The following is a 20,049-nucleotide window of genomic DNA, read 5'->3' as shown; positions in this document are numbered from 1 at the left end:
TCGGCATCGGCATGCGTGTGCGGCTCCAAGACCCGGTCGATCTCGACGCCTTCCGCCGCGAGGCGCGCCAGCTGCTGGCCGACGGCGTGCCGCCCGACCATGTGGAGTGGAGCGACGGCACGCAGGGCAGCGGCGGCGCGGAGCTTTTCGGGGACGCCCCCGCGGGCGGTCTCGGGCTGTTTTCGGATGAGCCTGCCGCGCCGCCTGCACCGGCCGGCGCCGCGCGACAGCCGGTGCCCGCGTCGTTCCTCGCGCTGTGTGCCGACGTGATCCTGCATCGCGACCCGGGCCGCCTCGCGCTCATGTACCGGCTGCTCTGGCGGCTGGCGCACGAACCTTCGCTGCGGCACGACCCGCTCGATGCCGACATGCTGCGTGCCGGGCTGATGGCCAAGGCCGTGCGCCGCGACATCCACAAGATGCGCGCCTTCGTGCGCTTCACCCGCGTGGAAGGCGAGCAGGGCGAGCGCCACGTGGCGTGGTTCGAGCCCGACCACCGCATCGTGGAGGCCAATGCGCCGTTCTTCTCGCGCCGCTTCGCGCAGATGCAATGGGCCATCCTCACGCCGGAGCGCTGCGTGGCGTGGGACGGGCAGGCGCTGACTTTCCGCGACGGCGCCGACCGGCGCGAGAGGCCGCCGCCGGATGCGGGCGAGCAACTCTGGCTCACTTATTACGAGAACATCTTCAACCCCGCGCGGCTGAAGCTCGCGATGATGCGCCGCGAGATGCCGGTCCGCTACTGGCACAACCTGCCCGAGGCCGCGCTGATCCAGCCGCTGGCCGAGGCGGCGCAGGCGCGCAGCCAGTCGATGATCGACGCGCCGGCCACGCCCGCGCGCCGCATCCGCGCCCCTCTGCCGCTGCACCTGCTGCCGGCCGATCGTGCGGCGCCGGCCAGCCTCGATGAACTTCGCGCGGTCACGCATGCGTGCCGCGACTGCCCCATCGGCGCGCTCGCCACCCAGGCCGTGTGCGGCGAAGGGCCCGTGGGCGCGCAGCGCATGCTGGTCGGTGAACAGCCCGGCGACCAGGAGGACCTGGCCGGCCGCCCCTTCGTCGGGCCGGCCGGCCAGCTGCTCGACCGCGCGATGGCGCAGCTCGGCCGGCCGCGCGACACGGTGTACCTGGCCAATGCCGTCAAGCATTTCAAGTACGAGCTGCGCGGCAAGCGCCGCATCCACAAGACCGCCGGCCAGCGCGAGGCCGAGGCTTGCGCCCACTGGCTGGACAGCGAGATCGCACTCGTGCAGCCCAAAGCGCTGGTGGCCCTGGGCGCCACCGCCGCGCGCGCCTTGCTCGGCCGCCCGGTGGCGGTGCAGGCCGAGCGGGGCGCCTGGCTGCACGAGCGCGCCGACGGTCGGCCGGTGTTCGTCACGCTGCATCCGTCCGCGCTGCTGCGGCTGCCCGACGCCGAACGCGCCGCCGCCTACGACCGCTGGCTGGCCGACCTGTACGGCGCATTCGAAAGTCCCCTCGGCGACAGAGGCCGCATCCAGCCGGCCGTGGCGCGCGTACTGGTTCCGTAAAGCAAGCGCCATGGTCCGGCGCCGCCGAGCGCGCCAGTCTGGCGGCCGTGCGCCCGCAGGCCTGGTTTCGACCATCGGCACTCGGATTCCCGGGTCCGCGATACGAACGAGCGTTCGAGAAAAAGTATCTGGATGAACACGCTGAAACAGGGTTGGCGCGGCATCGACGTCCGCCGACTGCAGGAAGCCCTGAACCGCAAACTCAAGCCCATCCCCGCGCTCGCCACCGACGGCGACTTCGGCCCGCTCACGCGCGCGGCCGTGCTGCGCCTGCAGGCCGCGCACTGGCTGGTGGAGGACGGCGAGGCCGGCCCGTGCACGCAGAACGTCGCCTTCGACGGCGAAGCCGCCGAGCCCGTGCTGCATCCGGTCGCGCTGATCCCGGCGCCCGCCGCCGCGCTCTGCTGGGCCGCGGGCGTGGCGATGATGACGCGCTCCAACGTGCAGGCGGTGCTCGCGCGCACGCCGGCCGAACTGATCGCGCCCGACGGCCGCTTGCATCATTTCGCCGACACGCATGGCGGGCATGACGAGCACACGGACGCAGGCAGTCGTCTCGCCGCCGCACATGGCCTGGAAGTGCGCCCGCCGCAGCCCTGGTCGCTGAAGGCGCTGCGCGCGGCGCTGCACGAGGGCCCGCTCATGCTCGACATGCTGTGGGACGCCAGGAAAGGCGACACGTCCAGTGCCGGCCGGCCGGGCCACATGGTCGTCATCGCGGGCATCCGGGGCGACGACGATCCCAGCGGGCGGGGCACCACGCTGCGCATCCTCGACCCGTGGCCGCCCACGAAGGGCGCGCGAAGCTCGGTCAACTTCTTCAGGTGGCTGCAGGGCGCCGGCTCGCGCACCTGCCGGGTGTTCAGCACCTAGCCGGCCCGTGGCCGAAAGGGGCCGGTGCGACAATCCCCCGGCCATGACAGACACCCTCACGATCATCCGCCCCGACGACTGGCACCTGCACGTGCGCGACGGCGCCGCACTCGAAGCCGTCGTTCCCCACAGCGCCCGCCAGTTCGGCCGCGCGCTGATCATGCCGAACCTCCGCCCCCCCGTGACCACCGCCGCACAGGCCGTGGCCTATCGCGACCGCATCCGCGCCGCCGTGCCCGAAGGCACCGGCTTCGAGCCGGTGATGTCGCTCTATCTCACCGACAACCTGCCGCCCGAGGAAATCGCGCTGGCTGCCGAAGCAGGCGTGCGCGCGCTCAAGCTCTACCCGGCCGGCGCCACCACCAACAGCGATGCCGGCGTGACCGACATCCGCAAGACCTACAAGACGCTCGAAGCCATGCAGAAGCACGGCCTGCTGCTGCTGGTGCACGGCGAGGTGACCGACCCGGCCATCGACCTGTTCGACCGCGAGGCCGTTTTCGTCGACCGCGTGATGATCCCGCTGCGCCGCGACTTCCCCGAACTGAAGGTGGTGTTCGAGCACCTCACCACGAAGGAAGGCGCCCACTACGTGCGCGACGCCGGCCGCTTCACGGCCGCCACCATCACGGCGCACCACCTGCTCTACAACCGCAACGCCATCTTCACCGGCGGCATCCGCCCGCACTACTACTGCCTGCCCGTGCTCAAGCGCGAGACACACCGCGTGGCGCTGGTCGAGGCGGCCACCAGCGGCAGCGACCGCTTCTTCCTGGGCACCGACAGCGCGCCGCACCCTGCACACCTGAAGGAGCACGCGCTGGGCTGCGCCGGCTGCTACACCGCGCTCACCGCCATCGAGCTGTACGCCGAGGCCTTCGACAACGCGGGCGCGCTCGACAAGCTCGAGGGCTTCGCGAGCTTCCACGGGCCCGACTTCTACGGCCTGCCGCGCCACACCGACACCATCACGCTCAGGCGCGAGAGTTGGGCAGTGCCCGAGACCGTGCCCTACGGCGACGCCACGCTCAAGCCGCTGCGCGGCGGCGAGACGGTCAACTGGAAGCTGGCATGACGGTCTCATCGCTGCGCGTGATGCTGCTGATCGACGCCGACAACGTCTCGGCGGACGTGATCGAGCAGGCCGTGCAGCGCACCATGGACGAATACGGCGCCATCCACGTTCGCCGCGCGTACTGCAACGCCGAGATGGCGGTGAACCGGCAGGCGCTCTTCAAGCGCCTCTCGGTGCGGCCGATGGTGAACCTGTCGGCCGGCAAGAACAGCACCGACATCGCGCTGTCGGTCGATGCCATCGACCTCGCCATCGCCGAGCGGCCCGATGTGGTGGTGCTGGTGTCCTCCGACTCCGACTTCGCGCCGCTGGTGATCCGCCTGCGCGAGAAGGGCTGCCGCGTGTGCGGCATCGGCCAGCAGGGCAAGACGGGCGAGGAAACCGTCGGCATCTACGACGCCTTCACCGACATCGCGCACAACGCCGTCGCCAAGCCGGCCGCGCGCACGGCACCCGCGAAGAAGACCGCAGCCGCAAAGACCACGCGCGCCAAGGCCGCGCCCGCCGCGAAGAAGACCGCGACGAAGACGGCGGCGCGCAAGACGGCGGCGAAGTCCGCCAGCAGGCCCGAGCCCAAGCCCGAGCCGCAGCAGCAGGCACAGCAGCAGCCGCAACCTTCGGAAGCCGCCGAATTCATCCTGCAGGCCGCCCCGGCCCTGCGCAGCGGCAAGGACGTGCCGCTCAACGACGTCGCCAAGGCCCTGCGCACCGCGGGCCTGCTCGGCAAGAACAGCAGCTCGCTCAAGCTCTTCGAGAAGCTCACGGCCGAGTTCGCGCTGATGCAGCACCCGGACCGCATCCGCTGGACCGGCGCCCCTGCGCCTTGACCCTGCCGGCGATCGACTGGGCGCAGCCGTGGCTCGCGCCCTATCGCGCCGGCGGCGAGGCGGCGATGCAGGCCATTGCGCACGGCGAAGGCAGCGTGGCAGCCGCGCTCCAGCACATCAGGCACGCATCAGGGCAGGTGTGGGCGCCCGACTTCGTGGGCCAGGACGCGCTGCCCGCCGGCCAGGCCTACGAGGCCCACGTCTTCCGCACCCGTACGGTCCCGACACGCGACAACCTGCACGATTTCTTCAACGGCCTGGTGTGGCTCGCATTTCCGCAGGTGAAGCGCCGCCTCAACGAGCTGCAGGCCGGCGAGATCGCGCGCGACGGCGTTGGCGCCACGCGCGGGCCGCTGCGCGACGCGCTCACGCTGTTCGACGAGAACGGCGCCTTGCTCGACGCGCCGCCGGCCCTGTGGCGGGCGCTGGCCGCGCGCGACTGGCACACGCTCTTCGTCGGCGAGCGCCGGCTGTGGAGCGAGGCCAGGCTGGTGCTGTTCGGCCATGCGCTGCTGGAGAAGCTCGTCACGCCGCGCAAGCCCATCACCGCGCACGTGCTGCTGCCGTTGCATGGCGAAACCGGGCCGGCGGCGCTCGACGACGCCCAAGTGGCCGCCGCGCTCGACCCGCTGCGGCTCGGGCGCAAGCCCTTCGTGCCGCTGCCGGTGCTCGGCGTGCCCGGCTGGTGCCGCGACAACGAGGCAGCACAGTTCTATGACGATCCGCAGGTCTTCAGGCCCTTGACCGGTCGGGGAATACCGGGGGCCTAGAACTTTTGCTCCTATCATGGCTCCACCGGCTGCCGCCGACCGGAGCGCCCAGAACACCTCGAACATCCAGGGCTTCCAGGCCGCGAACTGCTCGAGAACGGCTTGAAGAGGGCCCCGGGGCCCTCATCTGGGTGGCAGATTTCCCCACGGAGAATTCAACTTGAAACGTATCCTTCTGTTTGTCCTGACCAACGTGATGGTCGTCGCGGTGCTCGGCGTGGTCGCCAGCCTGCTCGGCGTCAATCGCTTTCTCACGGCCAACGGGCTCAACCTGACCGCGCTGCTCGGCTTCGCCCTAGTGATGGGCTTCGGCGGCGCGATCATCTCGCTGCTCATCAGCAAGCCGATGGCCAAGTGGACCACCGGCCTGCACATGATCGACAACCCCCAGACGCCCGACGAGGCCTGGATCGTCGGCACGGTGCGCAAGTTCGCCGACAAGGCCGGCATCGGCATGCCCGAGGTCGGCATCTTCGAAGGCGAGCCCAACGCCTTCGCGACGGGCGCGTTCAAGAACTCGTCGCTGGTGGCGGTGTCCACCGGACTGCTGCAGAACATGACGCGCGAAGAGGTCGAGGCCGTCATCGGCCACGAGGTGGCGCACATCGCCAACGGCGACATGGTCACCATGACGCTGATCCAGGGCGTGATGAACACCTTCGTCGTGTTCCTGTCGCGCGTGATCGGCTATGCGGTCGACAGCTTCCTGCGCCGCGGCGACGACCGCAGCTCGGGCCCCGGCATCGGCTACTACGTGAGCACCATCGTGCTCGACATCGTGCTCGGCTTCGCCGCCGCGATGGTGGTGGCCTGGTTCTCGCGCCAGCGCGAGTTCCGCGCCGACGCCGGCGCCGCCGCGCTGATGGGCCAGAAGCAGCCGATGATCAACGCGCTGGCCCGCCTGGGCGGCCTGCCCGCCGGCGAACTGCCGAAGGCGGTGGAAGCCATGGGCATCACCGGCAGCATCGGCAAGCTGTTCGCCACGCACCCGCCGATCGAAGAGCGCATCGCCGCGCTGCAGAACGCGCAGCGCTGAGCGGGACGGGCCGGCCATCCGGCCCGTGACTCGATAAGGAAAAAAGCCGCCACGTCACCGTGGCGGCTTTTTCATTTGGGCGCTCGCAGGCTCGTGGGCTCGCAGGCTCGTGGGCTCGTAATTGCGACGCGGGGCTTTCCGGGTCAGTCGGCAGCCGGAGCTTCGGGAGCGGCCGGGGTTTCCGTCGCTTCGGGCGTTGCCGGAGCTTCCTGCACGGCGGCGGCAGCTGCCGTCCGGTCGGTCCGCGCACGTTGCAGCGTGCGTGCGACCTCGCCCTGCGTCATGCCGTACATGTCCGCAAATTCCTTCTCGCTGCGCCCGCTGGCCTCGAAGGCGCGCAGCAGGGCCTCGCGCTTGGCGGCCTGTTCCGCGAGCAGGGCCAGGGCTTCGTCGAGCACGGCGTTGTTGTTCGCGTCGCGCGAGCGCACCAGCACGGCGTAGGCCTCGCGGTCGAGGCCCGAGGCTTCGACGGCGCGGGCCAGGCGTGCGACGAGTTGCGGGCGCAGGTCTTCGCCGGTGCGCTGCGAGCGGCGGCGGTGCAGCTCGAGGATGGCGTGGTGCACGTGCTCGGGGGCCACCGGCTCGGCGACGTTGCCGTCGAGGTCATGACGCGGATGGCCGGCGGCCACGCTCTCGAGGTAGCGCGTGGAGCGCGCGTGCAGGCCCATCGCCACCTTCAGGTCTTCGGCCTTGAAGTCGTCGGGGTGGCGGGCCAGCAGTTCCTCGTACACGCCCAGCTTCAGCGGCAGGAAGCGCGCGCCGAACAGGTTCGGGTACAGCTCGAACAGGCGCTCGAGCGCCGGGTGCACCTTGCGTTGCGGGCGCGCCGGCTGCTGGGGTTGTTTCTGCTGCGGTTGCTGCTGCGGAGACTGCGCCTGCTGCGGCCTCTTCGGCTTGCGCTGATGATGCTGTTGCTGCGGCCGCTTCGCCTGCGCGGGAGCGGAGGGCGTGCCGGCCGCGGCTTCGGAAGCCGTCGTCGAGCCGTCCGTGCCGGCCCGCAGGGCCTGCAGCTGCTGCGCCATGTCCAGGCGCTCGCCACGGGGGCGGCGCGACTTGTTGTTCGGGTTGGCGGTGGTTGCTTCGGTCATTCTGGAAATCCGGCGCGAAGGCGCGAAGAAAGCAGGAAGTGGTTCAGTGGAATGCGCTCGCGCGTTCGGCGCGGTGCAGTGGATGGGGCGCTCGGTGCATTGTCGTTTGCGTGGTCGGTCGTCCCGTCAGCCCATGGCGGCCGAGGCACGCGGCCTGCCGGCCGATCAGCAGCCTGAAGGGCAGCAGCATCAGCACGCCGACGGCCAGCTTCACCGCGAGGTCGCCGAGCGCCCAGGTGAGCCACGGGCCCTCGGTGCCCGCGAAGGCGATGCCCCAGAACACGATGCTGTCGAGCACCGCGGCGATCACCGTGGCCACCAGCGGCGCGCGCCACCAGAGGCCGCGGCGCAGGCGGTCGAAGACGCCGATGTCGAGCAGCTGCGAGGCGATGAAGGCCAGCCCCGAGGCCGCCGCGATGCGCACCGGCGCCAGCAGCAGCGACACGCCCACCGCCACCGCGAAGCCCACCCACGCCACGCGCCGCGCCATGCCGGGGCCGAAGCGCCGGTTGACGAGGTCGCTCACGAGGTAGGCCACCGGATAGGTGAAGGCGCCCCAGGTCAGCCAGTCGTTGATGGCGAACTGCACGAGGACGTTGGAGGCGAGCACCACGGCCGCCATCGCCAGCGTGGCGACGACCAGGTGGCCCGCGGCCGGGCGCTCGAAGCGGACGGAGGAGGGCTGCTGCATCAGACGCTCGCGGTGCGTTCGCGCTCCGTCTCGGTCACCAGGCTGCGTGCCACGGCTTCGGCCACCTTGATGCCGTCCACGCCGGCCGACAGGATGCCGCCGGCATAGCTCGCGCCTTCGCCCGCGGGGTACAGGCCGCGCACGTTGAGGCTCTGGAAGTCGTCGCCGCGCGTGATCTTGATGGGCGACGAAGTGCGCGTCTCGACGCCGGTGAGCACCGCGTCGTGGGTGTCGAAGCCTTTGATCTTGCGGCCGAAGGCGGGGAACGCCTCGCGCATCGCCTCGATGGCGTAGGCGGGCAGGGCCTTGTGCAGGTCGGTGGGCGTCACGCCCGGCTTGTACGAGGGGATCACGCTGCCGAGCGCGGTGGAAGGCTTGCCCGCGATGAAGTCGCCCACCAGCTGGCCGGGCGCGCGGTAGTCGCCGCCGCCGAGCACGAAGGCGTTGCTTTCCAGTTCGCGCTGCAGCGCGATGCCGGCGAGCGCGTCGCCGGGGGAATTGGATTCCCATCCCGGGAAATCGCGCGGGTCGATGCCCACCACGATGCCCGCATTGGCGTTGCGCTCGTTGCGCGAGTACTGGCTCATGCCGTTGGTGACCACGCGGCCCGGCTCGCTGGTGGCCGCGACCACGGTGCCGCCCGGGCACATGCAGAAGCTGTAGACCGAGCGGCCGTTGCTCGCGTGGTGCACCAGCTTGTAGTCGGCCGCACCCAGCAGCGGATGGCCCGCATGCCGGCCCCAGCGTGCGCGGTCGATGAGGCCCTGCGGATGCTCCACGCGGAAGCCGATGGAAAAGGGCTTGGCCTCGATGTGCACGCCGCGCGCATGCAGCATCGCGAAGGTGTCGCGCGAGCTGTGGCCCAGCGCCATCACCACGTGGTCGGCGCGCAGCTCGCTGCTCTGGCCGGTGGACTGGTCGAGCACGGTGAGGCCTCGAAGGTGGCCGTCCTCGATGTGCACGTCGGTCACGCGCTGCTCGAAGCGGATCTCGCCGCCCAGCGCCACGATCTGCTCGCGGATGTTCTCCACCACCTTCACCAGCTTGAAGGTGCCGATGTGCGGATGCGCGACGTAGAGGATCTCGGGCGGTGCGCCGGCCTTCACGAACTCTTCCATCACCTTGCGGCCGAGGAAGCGCGGGTCCTTGATCTGGCTGTAGAGCTTGCCGTCGGAGAAGGTGCCGGCGCCGCCTTCGCCGAACTGCACGTTCGACTCGGGGTTGAGCTCGCTCCTGCGCCACAGGCCCCAGGTGTCGCGGGTGCGCTGGCGCACGGTCTTGCCGCGTTCGAGCACGATGGGCCGGAAGCCCATCTTCGCGAGCATCAGCGCCGCGAAGATGCCGCAGGGGCCGAAGCCGATCACCACGGGCCGCGTCTGCAGGCCTTCGGGCGCGCCGGCCGGCGGCACGTAGCGCATGTCGGGCGCGTTCTGGATGTGCGGATGGCCCGCGTGCTTCGCGAGCAGGGCGGCTTCGAGCTTCGCGTCCGCGAGCTGCACGTCGCAGATGTAGACGGTGAGCAGGTCGACCTTGCGGGCGTCGAAGCTGCGCTTGTAGACGTTGTGGGAGACGATCGCTTCGACGGGGACGCCGAGCGTCCTGGCGATCAGTGCGGCCAGCGCCTCTGGCGCGTGGTCGAGCGGGAGTTTGAGTTCGGAGATTCTCAGCATGGCGTGGGGCTTGTGACTATCAAGCAGGTGGCCATTTTAGCTTTGCTGTTCGTGGAACACCGCGGAACCGGCTTTGCCGGGCCGCAGGTGTTGCCCCCGGAAGGGGGTTGGCGCAGCGACACGAAGTGCGCGCAGCCTGGGGGTGAACCAGTTCAGGCCGGCAGGAAGCCTTCTACGGACAGATAGCGCTCGCCCGTGTCGTAGTTGAAGCCCAGCACCACCGCATCGGGTGCCAGCGACGGCAGCTTCTGCGCGATGGCCGCGAGCGTGGCGCCCGAGGAGATGCCGACCAGGATGCCTTCCTCGCGTGCGCAGCGGCGGGCCATTTCGCGGGCGGGTTCCGCGTCCACCTGCAGCACGCCGTCGAGCAGCGAGGTGTCGAGGTTCTTCGGGATGAAGCCCGCGCCGATGCCCTGGATCGGGTGCGGCGAAGGCTGGCCGCCCGAGATGACCGGCGAGGCCACCGGCTCCACCGCGAACACCTGCAGCTTCGGCCACTTCTTCTTCAGCACCTTCGCCACGCCGGTGATGTGGCCGCCGGTGCCCACGCCGGTGATCAGCACGTCGATGCCGTCGGGGAAGTCGGCGGCGATCTCCTCGGCCGTGGTGCGCACGTGCACGTCGATGTTGGCGGGGTTGTTGAACTGCTGCGGCATCCACGCGCCGGGCGTGCCGGCCACGATCTCTTCTGCGCGGGCGATGGAGCCCTTCATGCCGTTGGCGCGCGGCGTGAGGTCGAAGGTGGCGCCGTAGGCCAGCATCAGGCGGCGGCGCTCCACCGACATGCTGTCGGGCATCACCAGGATCAGCTTGTAGCCCTTGACGGCCGCCACCATCGCCAGGCCGATGCCGGTGTTGCCCGAAGTGGGCTCGACGATGGTGCCGCCGGGCTTGAGCGCGCCGCTCCTCTCGGCGTCTTCGACCATCGCGAGCGCGATGCGGTCCTTGATCGAGCCGCCGGGGTTGGCGCGCTCGGACTTGATCCACACCTGCTGCTTCGCATTGCCGAACAGGCGGTTGATGCGGATGTGCGGCGTGTTGCCGATGGTCTGGAGGATGTTCTGGGCCTTCATGGATGCAATCTCCTTGGGTCGATGCGTTTGTCGGACGGACAACGCGCATTGTGAGACCTGCCCATGACCCCTCGGCCGCCACCCCTATGCCGGCCCGGGCGTGAACTTCATCGCCACGCCGTTCATGCAGTAGCGCAGCCCGGTCGGCCTGGGTCCATCGTCGAACACGTGGCCCAGGTGGCCGCCGCATCGGCGGCAGTGCACCTCTGTGCGCGCCATGCCGAAAGAGCGGTCCTGCCTTTCGCCCACGGCCTTGTCCAGCGGCTGCCAGAAGCTCGGCCAGCCGGTGTGGCTGTCGAACTTGGTCTTCGACGAGAACAGGTCGAGCGCGCAGCCCGCGCAGCTGAAGCGCCCGGCGCGATGCTCGTCGTTGAGCGGGCTGGTGTAAGGCCGCTCGGTGCCTTCCTGGCGCAGCACCGCGAACTGGTTGGCGGTGAGCAGATTGCGCCATTCGGCCTCCGTCCGCGTGACCTCGAATTTTTCGTTCTCCGACGCCTGCGCGGGGCGCGGGCCCCAGCCCAGGAACTGGGCAATGGCCAGCCCCAGCGCGGAGGTTCCGGCGGCGATGGTGAAGCGGCGTCCTGTGTCTTGCGTCATGTCTGGCTTTCGGCTGCTGGTGGAGCGGGATATCGTTTTGCGATATGTTTTACGGAATACAACGATGTACATTCGGCAGTCGAATGCGAGGAGGCAGTCGAACGACCGACGGCGGCGTTGTTCCCTCTAGTTCGGGCCGGTCAGGCACCGGGTTACAGCCGAAAAACGCATTTCGCTATGTCGGATTGAATACATTGAGGATGGAGACTTGGGTATGGATGGGTCCAGAGGCTGGGTGTCGGGTGCGGGCGCGGTCGCGCTGTTGCTTGCGGGTTGCGGCGGAGGGGGCGGCAATGACGGCGGTGTTTTCTTTCCGATCGTGCCGGCCCCCGCGCCTGCACCGACGCCGGCTCCACCGCCACCTCCGCCGGCGCCGCCGCCGGCCCCGGCTGCTGCGCCGGCGGTCCGGTTGGGCGGCGCCGTCGACCGCCCGGCCGCTCTCACCGCGGCCGATCTCGCGGCGCGCACGCCCATCACGCAGACCGTCAGCTTCTCCAGCGGCAGCGGGCCGCAGACGCACACCTACACGGGCGCCGGCCTCTGGCCGCTGCTGAGCGACGCGGGCATCCAGCTCGATGGCGCGATCAAGAACGATGTGCTGAGCCGTTACCTGCTGGCCACCGGCTCGGACGGCTACAAGGTGGTGTTCGCGCTCGGCGAACTGAGCCCCGATTTCGGCAACAAGCCGAGCGTGGTCGCGTACGCCGAGACCGCGTCGGGCACTTCGGCCCCGCTGGGCACGGCCGACGGCCCTTTCCGTGTGACGGCGCCGGGCGACGTGAAGGGCGGGCGCTACGTGTCGAACCTCGTGCGGCTCGACGTGATGGCTGCCCCGGCAACGGCGGCCGGCGTGGGCGGCGGCGCCTCGGCAACGTTCGCCGTCTCGGGCAAGGTCGGCACCTCGATGAGCTTCGACGCAGCCGCGCTCAAGGGACTGACGCCCGCGCCCGACCTGACCATCGGCGCCAACGTGTACCACGGGGTCAGCCTGTGGACGCTGCTGAACGGGCTGGGGCTGCCCGCGACGCCGAAGAACGCGATGCTCGGCATGTACGCGGTGGTTACCGGCAGCGACGGCTATCGGGCCACGCTCTCGCTGGGCGAGATCGACCCGAACTTCGGCGGCAAGGCGGCCATGGTCGCCTACCAGATGAATGGTGCGGACCTCACCACCACCGGCTTCGCGCGCCTCGTGGTGCCGGGCGAGGTGAAGCAGGGGCGCTCGGTGTCGAACTTGATCGCGATCGAGGTGTTTCAGGCGGCCACGCCGTAGCGCCGCCGGGGCCGGGCGATAATCCACCCCGTGAAGCACGCCAGACCGCCGCTGGTGCAAGTGCCGAAAGGCCGCACTGGAGGAACGTCCGGACTGCACAGGACAGCGCAGGAGTTAACGACTCTCCACCGTGAGGTGAGGATCAGAGCAACAGAGACGAGCCGATTCAGTTCGGGTGAAACGGGCAATCTCTGCGCGCAGCAACACCAAGTAGGCCAGTATCGAGGTGGTTCCGCTGAGCTGGCGGGTAGGTGGCATCGAGCCGTCTGGTGACAGGCGGCCCAGAGTAATGGCGGTCACGCCGCGGGTTCCGCAAGGGGCCTGCGGTGCACAGAATCCGGCTTATCGGCGGGCTTCACACTTTTCTTCTTTTCTCCCCTTTGCGTTTTTCCGCGCCCTTCGGCCCTGACCGAAGGTGGGCGCGAGCCTTGCCGCGTGCAGGCATTGGTAGTTACCCGTATAATCGATAGCATGCTAATTAATAGGCGGCTACCTTGACCACCCCATCCACCCCCCGACCGACGCGCGAACAGGCGCTGATGCGCATCGGCACCTCGCTGGCGGTGCTGCAGCGCGGCTATCGCGCCGTGGCGGACAAGGCGGTGGCGCATGTGGGCGTGTCGCAGACGCTGGCCTATCCGATCGTGATGCTCGGCCGCATGAACGGCGACGTGCGCCAGGGCGTGCTGGCCGAGGCGCTGGGCATCGAGGGGCCGTCACTGGTGCGCTCGGTCGACCAGCTGGTGGAAGCCGGCCTGGTCGAGCGCCGCGAAGACCCGGCCGACCGGCGCGCCAAGACCCTGCACCTCACCGAGGCCGGCAAGGCCGTCTGCGAGCCCATCGAGGCGGCGCTGGCGCTGATGCGGGTGTCGCTGTTCGAGGGCGTGTCCGACGAGGACGTCGCGGCCTGCCTGCGGGTGTTCGCCGTGCTCGAGGAGCGCATGGGCGTTCGCGCCGTGCAGAGCCTGCCGCCGCCGCCGTCGCAGGAAGGGCGCGGGTAGTCCCATGGCCGCATTCAGCCTGCCGCGCTTCAGCCGCGCGGAGATCCTCTTTTCCAGCAAGAGCTTCGCCGCCGCCATGCTCGCGATGTATCTCGCCAGCCGCGCCGGCCTGCCGCGCCCGTTCTGGGCGCTCATGACCACCTACGTCGTCGCCCATCCGCTGGCCGGCGCGGTGCGCTCCAAGGCGGTCTACCGTTTCCTCGGCACGCTCATCGGCAGCACCGCCACCGTGCTGCTGGTGCCGGCGCTGTCCAACGCGCCGGAGCTGCTCACGCTGGTGCTCGCGCTGTGGGTGGGGCTGTGCCTGTGCATCTCGCTCTTCGACCGCACGCCGCGCTCCTACGTCTTCATGCTCGCGGGCTACACGGCGGCGCTGATCGGCTTCCCGTCGGTGCAGACGCCGCTCGCGCTGTTCGACACCGCCGTGGCGCGCGTCGAAGAGATCGGCCTGGGCATCTTCTGCGCCACGCTCATCCACAGCCTCGTGCTGCCCGCAGGGCTCGCGCCGACCGTGCTGGGCCTGCTCGACCGCACGCTGCAGGACGCGCGCAAGTGGCTGGGCGATCTCTTCCAGCCTGCCGGCCGCGGCAGCGCCGAGCCCCGGCGCCTCGACGACGACCGCCGCCGCCTTGCCGGCGACATCACGCAGCTGCGCCTGCTCTCCACCCACGTTCCCTTCGACACCACGCACCTGCGCTGGACGGCCGGTGCCATCCGTGCGATGCAGGACCGCGTCGCCGCGCTCACGCCGGCGCTCTCGGCCGTCGAAGACCGCCTGCTGGCGCTGGAGCAGGCCGAAGGCGTCATCGCGCCCGACGTGGCCGCCGTGCTTGCCAAGGCCGCGCAGTGGCTGCGCGAGGAGGCCGATGCCTCCGGCGACGCGACGGCCCGCGCCGTGCGCCTGCAGGAGCTGCGCCGTGCCATCGAGGTTCTGGGCGCCACGCCGCCCGAGGCACGGCCGCAGACCCGCTGGGGCCGCGCCCTTCGCATCGGCCTCGCAGGCCGCCTCGAAGAGCTCGTCGACGGCTGGACCGCCTGCGCCCAGCTGCGCCAGGACATCGACGAAGGCCTGAAGGGCGCCGCGCCGCTGCGCCGCACGGCCGCGCTCGGCAGCCGCGTGCTGCACCGCGACTACGGCATGGCGCTGCTGTCGGCACTGGCCGCCGTCATCGCCATCTGCCTGTGCGGCGCCTTCTGGATCCTCACCGGCTGGCCCATGGGCTCGGCCGCCACCATGATGGCCGCCGTCTTCTGCTGCTTCTTCGCGACGATGGACGACCCCGTGCCGGCGATCCACGGCTTCCTGAAGTGGACGCTGTGGTCGATCCCGATCTCGGCCGTCTACGTGCTGGTGCTCATGCCCACGGTGCAGGACTTCGGCATGCTGGTGCTCATCTGCGCGCCGCTCTTCCTGCTGCTGGGCTTCTACCTGCCGCGCCCCACGCACTTCATGGCCGCGATGGCGCTGATCTTCGGCGTGTGCGGCACGCTGGCGATGCACGACACGGCCAGCTCCGACCTGGTGAGCTTTCTCAACAGCATGATCGGCCAGATCGTCGGCGTGGTCGTCGCGGCGCGCGTCACGCGTCTGGTGCGCTCGGTGGGCGCCGACTGGAGCGCGCGGCGCATCCAGCGCGCCACCTGGCGCGAGCTGGGCGACATGGCCGCGTCTTCGCAGCCGCAGTACGCGCAGAGCGACGCCTATGCGGTGCGCATGCTCGACCGCATCGGCCTGCTCGCGCCGCGCATCGCGCAGGCCGGCGGCACCGTCGAGGGCGTGGCGGCCAACGACGCGCTGCGCGACCTGCGCATGGGCGCCGACATCGCCGTGCTGCAGCGCGTGCGCGGCCAGTTGCCGCTGGCCACTTCGGCCGCGCTGCTGGGCGGCATCTCGGGCTTCTTCCGCCAGCGTGCGGAGGGCCGCATGAATCCGCGCCCTCCAGGGCTGCTGCCGCAGATCGATGAAGCGCTCGGCGCCGTGCTCGATGCGCGCGACACCGCGAACGCAGCGGACAGCGCGTCTTCTTCCGCCTCGCGCTCGGCCGTCACCGCACTGGTGGGCCTGCGCCGCAATCTCTTTCCCGACGCGCCGCCCTCGCTCGCGAGCACGTCCCTCACTTCGCAAGGAGCTTCCGCATGATCGGCGAAGCCAGCTTCTACGGCCTGTACCTGCCCTGGATCATGGTGCTCGCGCTCGCGGCACTGCTCGTGCTGTGGGGCGTGCGCCGCCTGCTCGCGGCCACCGGCGCCTATCGCTGGGTGTGGCATCCGGCCCTCTTCGACATGGCGCTCTACCTGCTGCTGCTCTACGCGCTCAGCCGCGCCAGCGCCTACCTTCAATGACAACAACGAGATTCCAATGAAAGCCGCCCGAACTCCAACCGACAGCAATCCGTGGGCCCAGCGCCTGGGCCGCATCCTCATCACCCTGGCCGTGGTGGCCGCCGCCGTGTGGGCCGGCCTGCGCCTGTGGGACCACTACGAACTCGCGCCGTGGACGCGCGACGGCCGCGTGCGCGCCAACGTCGTGCAGATCGCGCCCGACGTGTCGGGCCTTGTCACCGCGGTGCCCATCCACGACAACCAGCCGGTGGCCGCCGGCACGCTGCTCTTCGAGGTGGACCGTGCGCGCTACGACCTCGCCGTGCGCCAGGCGCAGGCCGCGCTCGCCGCGCAGCGCGCCGTGAGCGCGCAGGCCCAGCGCGAGAACGCGCGCAATGCCGGCCTCGACGAGCTGGTGTCGAAGGAGTCGCGCGAACAGACCCGCTCGCGCGTCGAGCAGATGCAGGCCGCGGTCGCCCAGGCCGAAGTGGCGCTCGACTCGGCACGCCTCAACCTTCAGCGCGCCCAGGTGCGCGCGCCGGCCGACGGCCTGGTCACCAACCTCGACCTGCGCCAGGGCAGCTATGCCGCGGCGGGCCGGCCGGTGCTCGCGCTGGTCGATGCGCAGTCGTTCTACGTCGAAGGCTATTTCGAAGAGACGAAGCTGCCGCGCATCCACCTCGGCGACCGCGTGCGCGTCACGCCCATGGGCGGCGGCGCCGTGCTCGAAGGCTCGGTCGAGAGCGTGGCTGCCGGCATCGCCGACCACGACCGCTCCACCAGCGCCAACCTGCTGCCCAGCGTGAACCCGACCTTCAACTGGGTGCGGCTCGCGCAGCGCATTCCGGTGCGCGTCAAGCTCGATCCGCTGCCGCAGGGTGCGCGCCTCGTCGCGGGCCAGACGGTCACGGTGCAGGTGCTGGAGAACAAGCCCGTGCAGAAGACGGCGGCAACGGCTTCCACGCCGCAGAAGGGATGAACGACATGACCAGCTTCGCTTTCCGCATCGCATCGCTGGCCGCCGCCGCCGCGCTCGCGGCCTGCGCGGCGGTCGGCCCCGACTACAAGCAGCCGCCCGAGGCGCTGGCCAGCCAGCCCGCCGCGGGCAAGCCCTTCGCCGAGGCGCCCGCGAATGCCGCGCCGCTGCCCGCGCACTGGTGGCGCCTGTACCACGACCCGCTGCTCGACAAGCTGGTCGAGCAGGCCCTCGCGCACAACACCGACCTGCGCCAGGCCGTCGCGAACCTCGAGCGCGAGCGCGCCATCGAGGACGAGACCGCCGGCGCCAAGTACCCCACCATCGGCGTGAGCGGCGGCCCCTCGTTCGGCCACGTCTCGGGCCTGTCGCTGCTGCAGAAGGGCTACGAGCCGCCGAGCACCTTCAACTACAGCGCGGGCGCGTCGCTCTCCTACCAGGTCGACCTGTTCGGCCAGATCCGCCGCGCCATCGAGGCCTCGCAGGCCAGCACGCAGGCCGCCGAAGCCGCGCTCGACCTGGTGCGCGTGAACGTGGCGGCAGGCACTGCGCGCGCGTATGCCGAAGCCTGCTCCACCGGCCTGCGGCTGCAGATCGCGCAGAAGTCCGTCGCGCTGCAGCAGGACGCCGTCAACGTCACCGACCGCCTGCAGCACGCGGGCCGCGCCGGCGCCATCGACGCGAACCGCGCACGCGCGCAGCTGCAGCAGCTCAACGCCGCGCTGCCGCCGCTGAAGGCCGAGCGCCAGGGCGCGCTGTATCGCCTCGCCACGCTCACCGGCGCGCTGCCGCAGGACTTCCCGCGCGAGGTGGCCGACTGCACCGTGCCGCCGCGCGTGGCCGGCGTGCTGCCCGTTGGCGACGGCGCCGCGCTGCTGCGCCGCCGGCCCGACATCCGCCAGGCCGAACGCAGCCTGGCCGCATCGACCGCACGCATCGGCGTGGCGACTGCGGAGCTCTATCCGAAGGTCACGCTGGGCCTCTCGGGCTCTTCCGCAGGCCATGCCGACGATTTCGGCCGCAAGGACACCTTCGCCTGGAGCCTCGGTCCGCTGATCTCCTGGACCATTCCGAACACCGGCGTGGCGCAGTCGCGCATCGCGCAGGCCGAGGCCGGCACGCGCGCCGCACTCGCGAAGTTCGACGGCACCGTGCTCACCGCGCTGCGCGAGACCGAGACCGCGCTCGCCACCTGCGCACGCGAGCTCGACCGCCGCGCCGCGCTGCAGGCCTCTCGCGACGAGAGCGCCAAGGTCGCCGCGCAGGCGCGCCAGCTCTACCAGAACGGCCGCACCGGCTACCTCGACGCGCTCGACGCCGAACGCTCGCTTGCCGCCAGCGAAGCCGCGCTTGCCGCCAGCGAGGCGCAGCTGGCCGACGACCAGGTGGTGCTGTTCATGGCGCTGGGCGGCGGGTGGGAGCCCGACGACGCCCATCTCGCGCAGGGCGCTGCGCCGGCCAACCCCGGGCAATGACGCCGACCGCCGCATCCGCGCAGCCGCAGCAGCGTCGTCCGCACGCGCCGCTGTGGCTGCTCGCGCTGGTCACCTTCAGCGGCACGCTGGCCATGCACATCTTCGTGCCCGCGCTGCCCATCGCCGCGAAAGGCCTGGGCGCGGGCATCGGGCAGATGCAGATGACGGTGAGCCTCTACATCCTCGGCCTCGCGCTGGGCCAGCTGGTGTACGGCCCTCTGGCCGACCGCTTCGGGCGGCGGCCGGTGCTGCTTGGCGGGCTTGGCATCTACTGCGTGGCGGGCCTTGCCGCGGCGCTCGCGCCCGAGGTGCATTCGCTCATCGCGGCGCGGCTGTTCCAGGCGGTGGGCGGCTGCGCCGGCCTCGTGCTGGGGCGCAGCATCGTGCGGGACACGGCCGAGCCGCAGGAGGCCACGCGCCGCCTCGCGCTGATGAACCTGATGGTCACCGTCGGCCCCAGCCTTGCGCCGCTGGTCGGCGGGGCGCTCGCCACCGCGCTGGGCTGGCGCTCGATCTTCTATGCGCTCTTCGGCCTTGGCGTGGTCGGCTTCCTCTTCACCTGGCGCCTGCTGCCCGAGACCGGCGCGCCCGGCGCCGCCGTGAACGCGCGCGAGCTCGGGCGCAACTACCGCAAGCTGCTGGCATCGCCGGCCTTCCTGGGCTTCTCGATCGGCGGCGGCTGCGCCACCACCTCGATGTACGCCTTCATCGCCTCGGCGCCCTTCATCTTCGTCGACCAGCTGCATCGGCCGGCGCACGAGGCGGGCATCTACCTCGCGATCCTGGTGTCGGGCGTGTGGCTCGGCAGCTTCCTCACCAGCCACCTGATCTCGCGCGTGCGCGTCGACCGCCTCATGACCCGCTCCAACGCGCTGAGCGTGGTGGCGGCCTTCGTGCTGCTCGGCGCGGCGCTCACCGAGCATCTCTCGGTGCCGCTGATCGTCGCGTGCATGTTCCTCTTCACCGTCGGCGTGGGCATGGCCTCGCCGCCCGCGCTCACGCAGGCGATCAGCGTCAACCCGCAGGTCATCGGCTCGGCCTCGGGCCTCTACGGCTTCACGCAGATGGCGGTGGGCGCGCTGTGCACCGCGCTCGCGGGCATGGGGCATGCGAACCCGGCGCTGGCATCGGCCATCGTGCTCGCGGGGGCGGGCATCGTGGCGCAGCTGTCGTTCGCGGTCGCGCTGCGCACGCAGAAGCGGGCGGCTGCCGCAGCAAAGCTCAGCGCGTGAACAGCCACCCGCCCTTGGGCTGGCGCATCAGCTCGTGGCGCTTGACGGCGCGCTCCTCGCCGTCGTCGCCCACGTAGACCACCTCGAAGCGCAGCAGCTTCGGCGAGACCATCTTCCAGTTCTGGATGCGCTTCACGGTCACGCAGGCGGTCTTGTCGTGGTACTGCATCTCCGACATCGGCCCGCCCTGGAAGCCGCTGCCGTCGAACAGGCGCCCGGGCGCGGCGAAGGGGTTGAGCACCGCGCCATTGCGCGCGGTGATGCAGCCCTCTGTGCGCACGAAAGACTCGATGGTCGGCGAGGCGCTGCGCACCACCTTGCCCACCGCGGGGCTGGGCGGCTTGCTCGCAATGGCCTCGCGGATGCGCTCGACCTGCTCGTCGGTGATGGGCGCGAGGCCGTCCTTCGAGACGATCGCCGGCGGTGGAGCGGGCGGCGCCGGAGGCGGCGGTGGCGTGATGATCGAGCAGCCCGTGGCCAGCGCCAGCGGCACGGTGCAGGCCAGGGCAGTGCCCGGTGTTGCGAACTTCATGACTCAGTC

19 protein-coding genes and 1 other RNA gene are annotated in these 20,049 nt (G+C 70.7%); 14 read left to right on the top strand and 6 right to left on the bottom strand.

Annotated features, from left to right (window positions below; translation table 11 throughout):
• The first annotated feature begins 11 nt into the window (after positions 1-11).
• The 6 genes from ACTJLF_RS22395 (at position 12) to htpX (ending at position 6,110) form a co-directional block, all read left to right on the top strand.
• The gene (locus ACTJLF_RS22395) at positions 12-1,529 is read left to right on the top strand and encodes a UdgX family uracil-DNA binding protein (RefSeq protein ID WP_440883928.1); all 1,518 of its coding nucleotides are present in this window, start codon (positions 12-14) and stop codon (positions 1,527-1,529) included.
• Between the two features lie 132 nt (positions 1,530-1,661).
• Entirely contained in the window at positions 1,662-2,402 is a 741-nt protein-coding gene (locus ACTJLF_RS22390; protein ID WP_440883927.1) for a papain-like cysteine protease family protein, read from the top strand.
• A 43-nt stretch (positions 2,403-2,445) separates the two neighbouring features.
• Positions 2,446-3,477 (top strand): dihydroorotase, encoded by a 1,032-nt coding sequence (gene pyrC / locus ACTJLF_RS22385; protein WP_440883926.1) that lies wholly within the window; start codon positions 2,446-2,448, stop codon positions 3,475-3,477.
• Positions 3,474-4,304 carry an NYN domain-containing protein gene (locus ACTJLF_RS22380; protein WP_354411230.1) on the top strand — a complete coding sequence of 277 codons (831 nt, stop codon included), beginning with the start codon at positions 3,474-3,476 and terminating at the stop codon, positions 4,302-4,304. Before pyrC ends, ACTJLF_RS22380 begins: the two co-directional genes overlap by 4 nt.
• Positions 4,301-5,074, top strand: a complete 774-nt coding sequence (locus tag ACTJLF_RS22375) for a DUF3025 domain-containing protein (protein ID WP_440883925.1) — start codon at positions 4,301-4,303, stop codon at positions 5,072-5,074. The genes ACTJLF_RS22380 and ACTJLF_RS22375 overlap by 4 nt, the downstream gene beginning before the upstream one ends.
• A 160-nt stretch (positions 5,075-5,234) precedes the next feature.
• Positions 5,235-6,110: a protease HtpX gene (gene htpX, locus ACTJLF_RS22370; protein ID WP_019658374.1), complete on the top strand. Its 876-nt coding sequence runs from the start codon at positions 5,235-5,237 to the stop codon at positions 6,108-6,110.
• A gap of 143 nt (positions 6,111-6,253) precedes the next feature.
• Here the strand turns inward: htpX and ACTJLF_RS22365 are convergent, their stop codons facing one another.
• The 5 genes from ACTJLF_RS22365 to msrB all read right to left on the bottom strand — a co-directional run bounded on the left by ACTJLF_RS22365 (position 6,254) and on the right by msrB (position 11,229).
• Positions 6,254-7,198: a ProQ/FINO family protein gene (locus tag ACTJLF_RS22365; RefSeq protein ID WP_440883924.1), complete on the bottom strand. Its 945-nt coding sequence runs from the start codon at positions 7,196-7,198 to the stop codon at positions 6,254-6,256.
• Positions 7,199-7,241: 43 nt separating this feature from the next.
• Positions 7,242-7,889 (bottom strand): VUT family protein, encoded by a 648-nt coding sequence (locus tag ACTJLF_RS22360; RefSeq protein WP_440883923.1) that lies wholly within the window; start codon positions 7,887-7,889, stop codon positions 7,242-7,244.
• Positions 7,889-9,559 (bottom strand): NAD(P)/FAD-dependent oxidoreductase, encoded by a 1,671-nt coding sequence (locus tag ACTJLF_RS22355; protein WP_354326617.1) that lies wholly within the window; start codon positions 9,557-9,559, stop codon positions 7,889-7,891. The genes ACTJLF_RS22360 and ACTJLF_RS22355 overlap by 1 nt, the downstream gene beginning before the upstream one ends.
• Positions 9,560-9,711: 152 nt before the next feature.
• Positions 9,712-10,632 carry a cysteine synthase A gene (cysK, locus tag ACTJLF_RS22350; RefSeq protein ID WP_440883922.1) on the bottom strand — a complete coding sequence of 307 codons (921 nt, stop codon included), beginning with the start codon at positions 10,630-10,632 and terminating at the stop codon, positions 9,712-9,714.
• Between the two features lie 84 nt (positions 10,633-10,716).
• Positions 10,717-11,229, bottom strand: a complete 513-nt coding sequence (gene msrB / locus ACTJLF_RS22345) for a peptide-methionine (R)-S-oxide reductase MsrB (protein WP_440883921.1) — start codon at positions 11,227-11,229, stop codon at positions 10,717-10,719.
• A 214-nt stretch (positions 11,230-11,443) separates the two neighbouring features.
• Here msrB and ACTJLF_RS22340 point away from each other — a divergent pair, with 214 nt between their 5' ends.
• From ACTJLF_RS22340 to ACTJLF_RS22305, 8 genes are all read left to right on the top strand, one after another.
• Positions 11,444-12,502 (top strand): molybdopterin-dependent oxidoreductase, encoded by a 1,059-nt coding sequence (locus ACTJLF_RS22340; protein WP_440883920.1) that lies wholly within the window; start codon positions 11,444-11,446, stop codon positions 12,500-12,502.
• 32 nt (positions 12,503-12,534) lie between these two features.
• Positions 12,535-12,863: RNase P RNA component class A (gene rnpB, locus ACTJLF_RS22335), an RNA gene on the top strand.
• A gap of 178 nt (positions 12,864-13,041) precedes the next feature.
• Positions 13,042-13,503, top strand: a complete 462-nt coding sequence (locus ACTJLF_RS22330) for a MarR family winged helix-turn-helix transcriptional regulator (RefSeq protein ID WP_020723432.1) — start codon at positions 13,042-13,044, stop codon at positions 13,501-13,503.
• 4 nt (positions 13,504-13,507) lie between these two features.
• The gene (locus ACTJLF_RS22325; RefSeq protein WP_440883919.1) at positions 13,508-15,643 is read left to right on the top strand and encodes an FUSC family protein; all 2,136 of its coding nucleotides are present in this window, start codon (positions 13,508-13,510) and stop codon (positions 15,641-15,643) included.
• The gene (locus tag ACTJLF_RS22320) at positions 15,640-15,846 is read left to right on the top strand and encodes a DUF1656 domain-containing protein (RefSeq protein ID WP_019658367.1); all 207 of its coding nucleotides are present in this window, start codon (positions 15,640-15,642) and stop codon (positions 15,844-15,846) included. Before ACTJLF_RS22325 ends, ACTJLF_RS22320 begins: the two co-directional genes overlap by 4 nt.
• Before the next feature lie 16 nt (positions 15,847-15,862).
• Positions 15,863-16,804: an efflux RND transporter periplasmic adaptor subunit gene (locus ACTJLF_RS22315; protein ID WP_019658366.1), complete on the top strand. Its 942-nt coding sequence runs from the start codon at positions 15,863-15,865 to the stop codon at positions 16,802-16,804.
• Positions 16,801-18,276 (top strand): efflux transporter outer membrane subunit, encoded by a 1,476-nt coding sequence (locus ACTJLF_RS22310; protein ID WP_440883918.1) that lies wholly within the window; start codon positions 16,801-16,803, stop codon positions 18,274-18,276. Before ACTJLF_RS22315 ends, ACTJLF_RS22310 begins: the two co-directional genes overlap by 4 nt.
• On the top strand, positions 18,273-19,508 hold the full coding sequence (locus tag ACTJLF_RS22305) for a multidrug effflux MFS transporter (protein ID WP_132796594.1): 1,236 nt from the start codon (positions 18,273-18,275) through the stop codon (positions 19,506-19,508). Before ACTJLF_RS22310 ends, ACTJLF_RS22305 begins: the two co-directional genes overlap by 4 nt.
• On the opposite strand, the gene ACTJLF_RS22300 is transcribed toward ACTJLF_RS22305, so the two are convergent.
• Positions 19,498-20,040, bottom strand: coding sequence for a hypothetical protein (locus ACTJLF_RS22300; RefSeq protein WP_019658363.1), 543 nt, complete (start codon positions 20,038-20,040; stop codon positions 19,498-19,500). The two genes, ACTJLF_RS22305 and ACTJLF_RS22300, sit on opposite strands and share 11 nt — an antisense overlap.
• Positions 20,041-20,049: the final 9 nt, after the last annotated feature.

Origin of the sequence: Variovorax sp. 22077 (genome assembly GCF_052044195.1) — a bacterium.
GTDB classification, from domain to species: domain Bacteria; phylum Pseudomonadota; class Gammaproteobacteria; order Burkholderiales; family Burkholderiaceae_C; genus Variovorax; species Variovorax atrisoli.
This window is presented reverse-complemented; position numbering and strand designations above follow the sequence as displayed.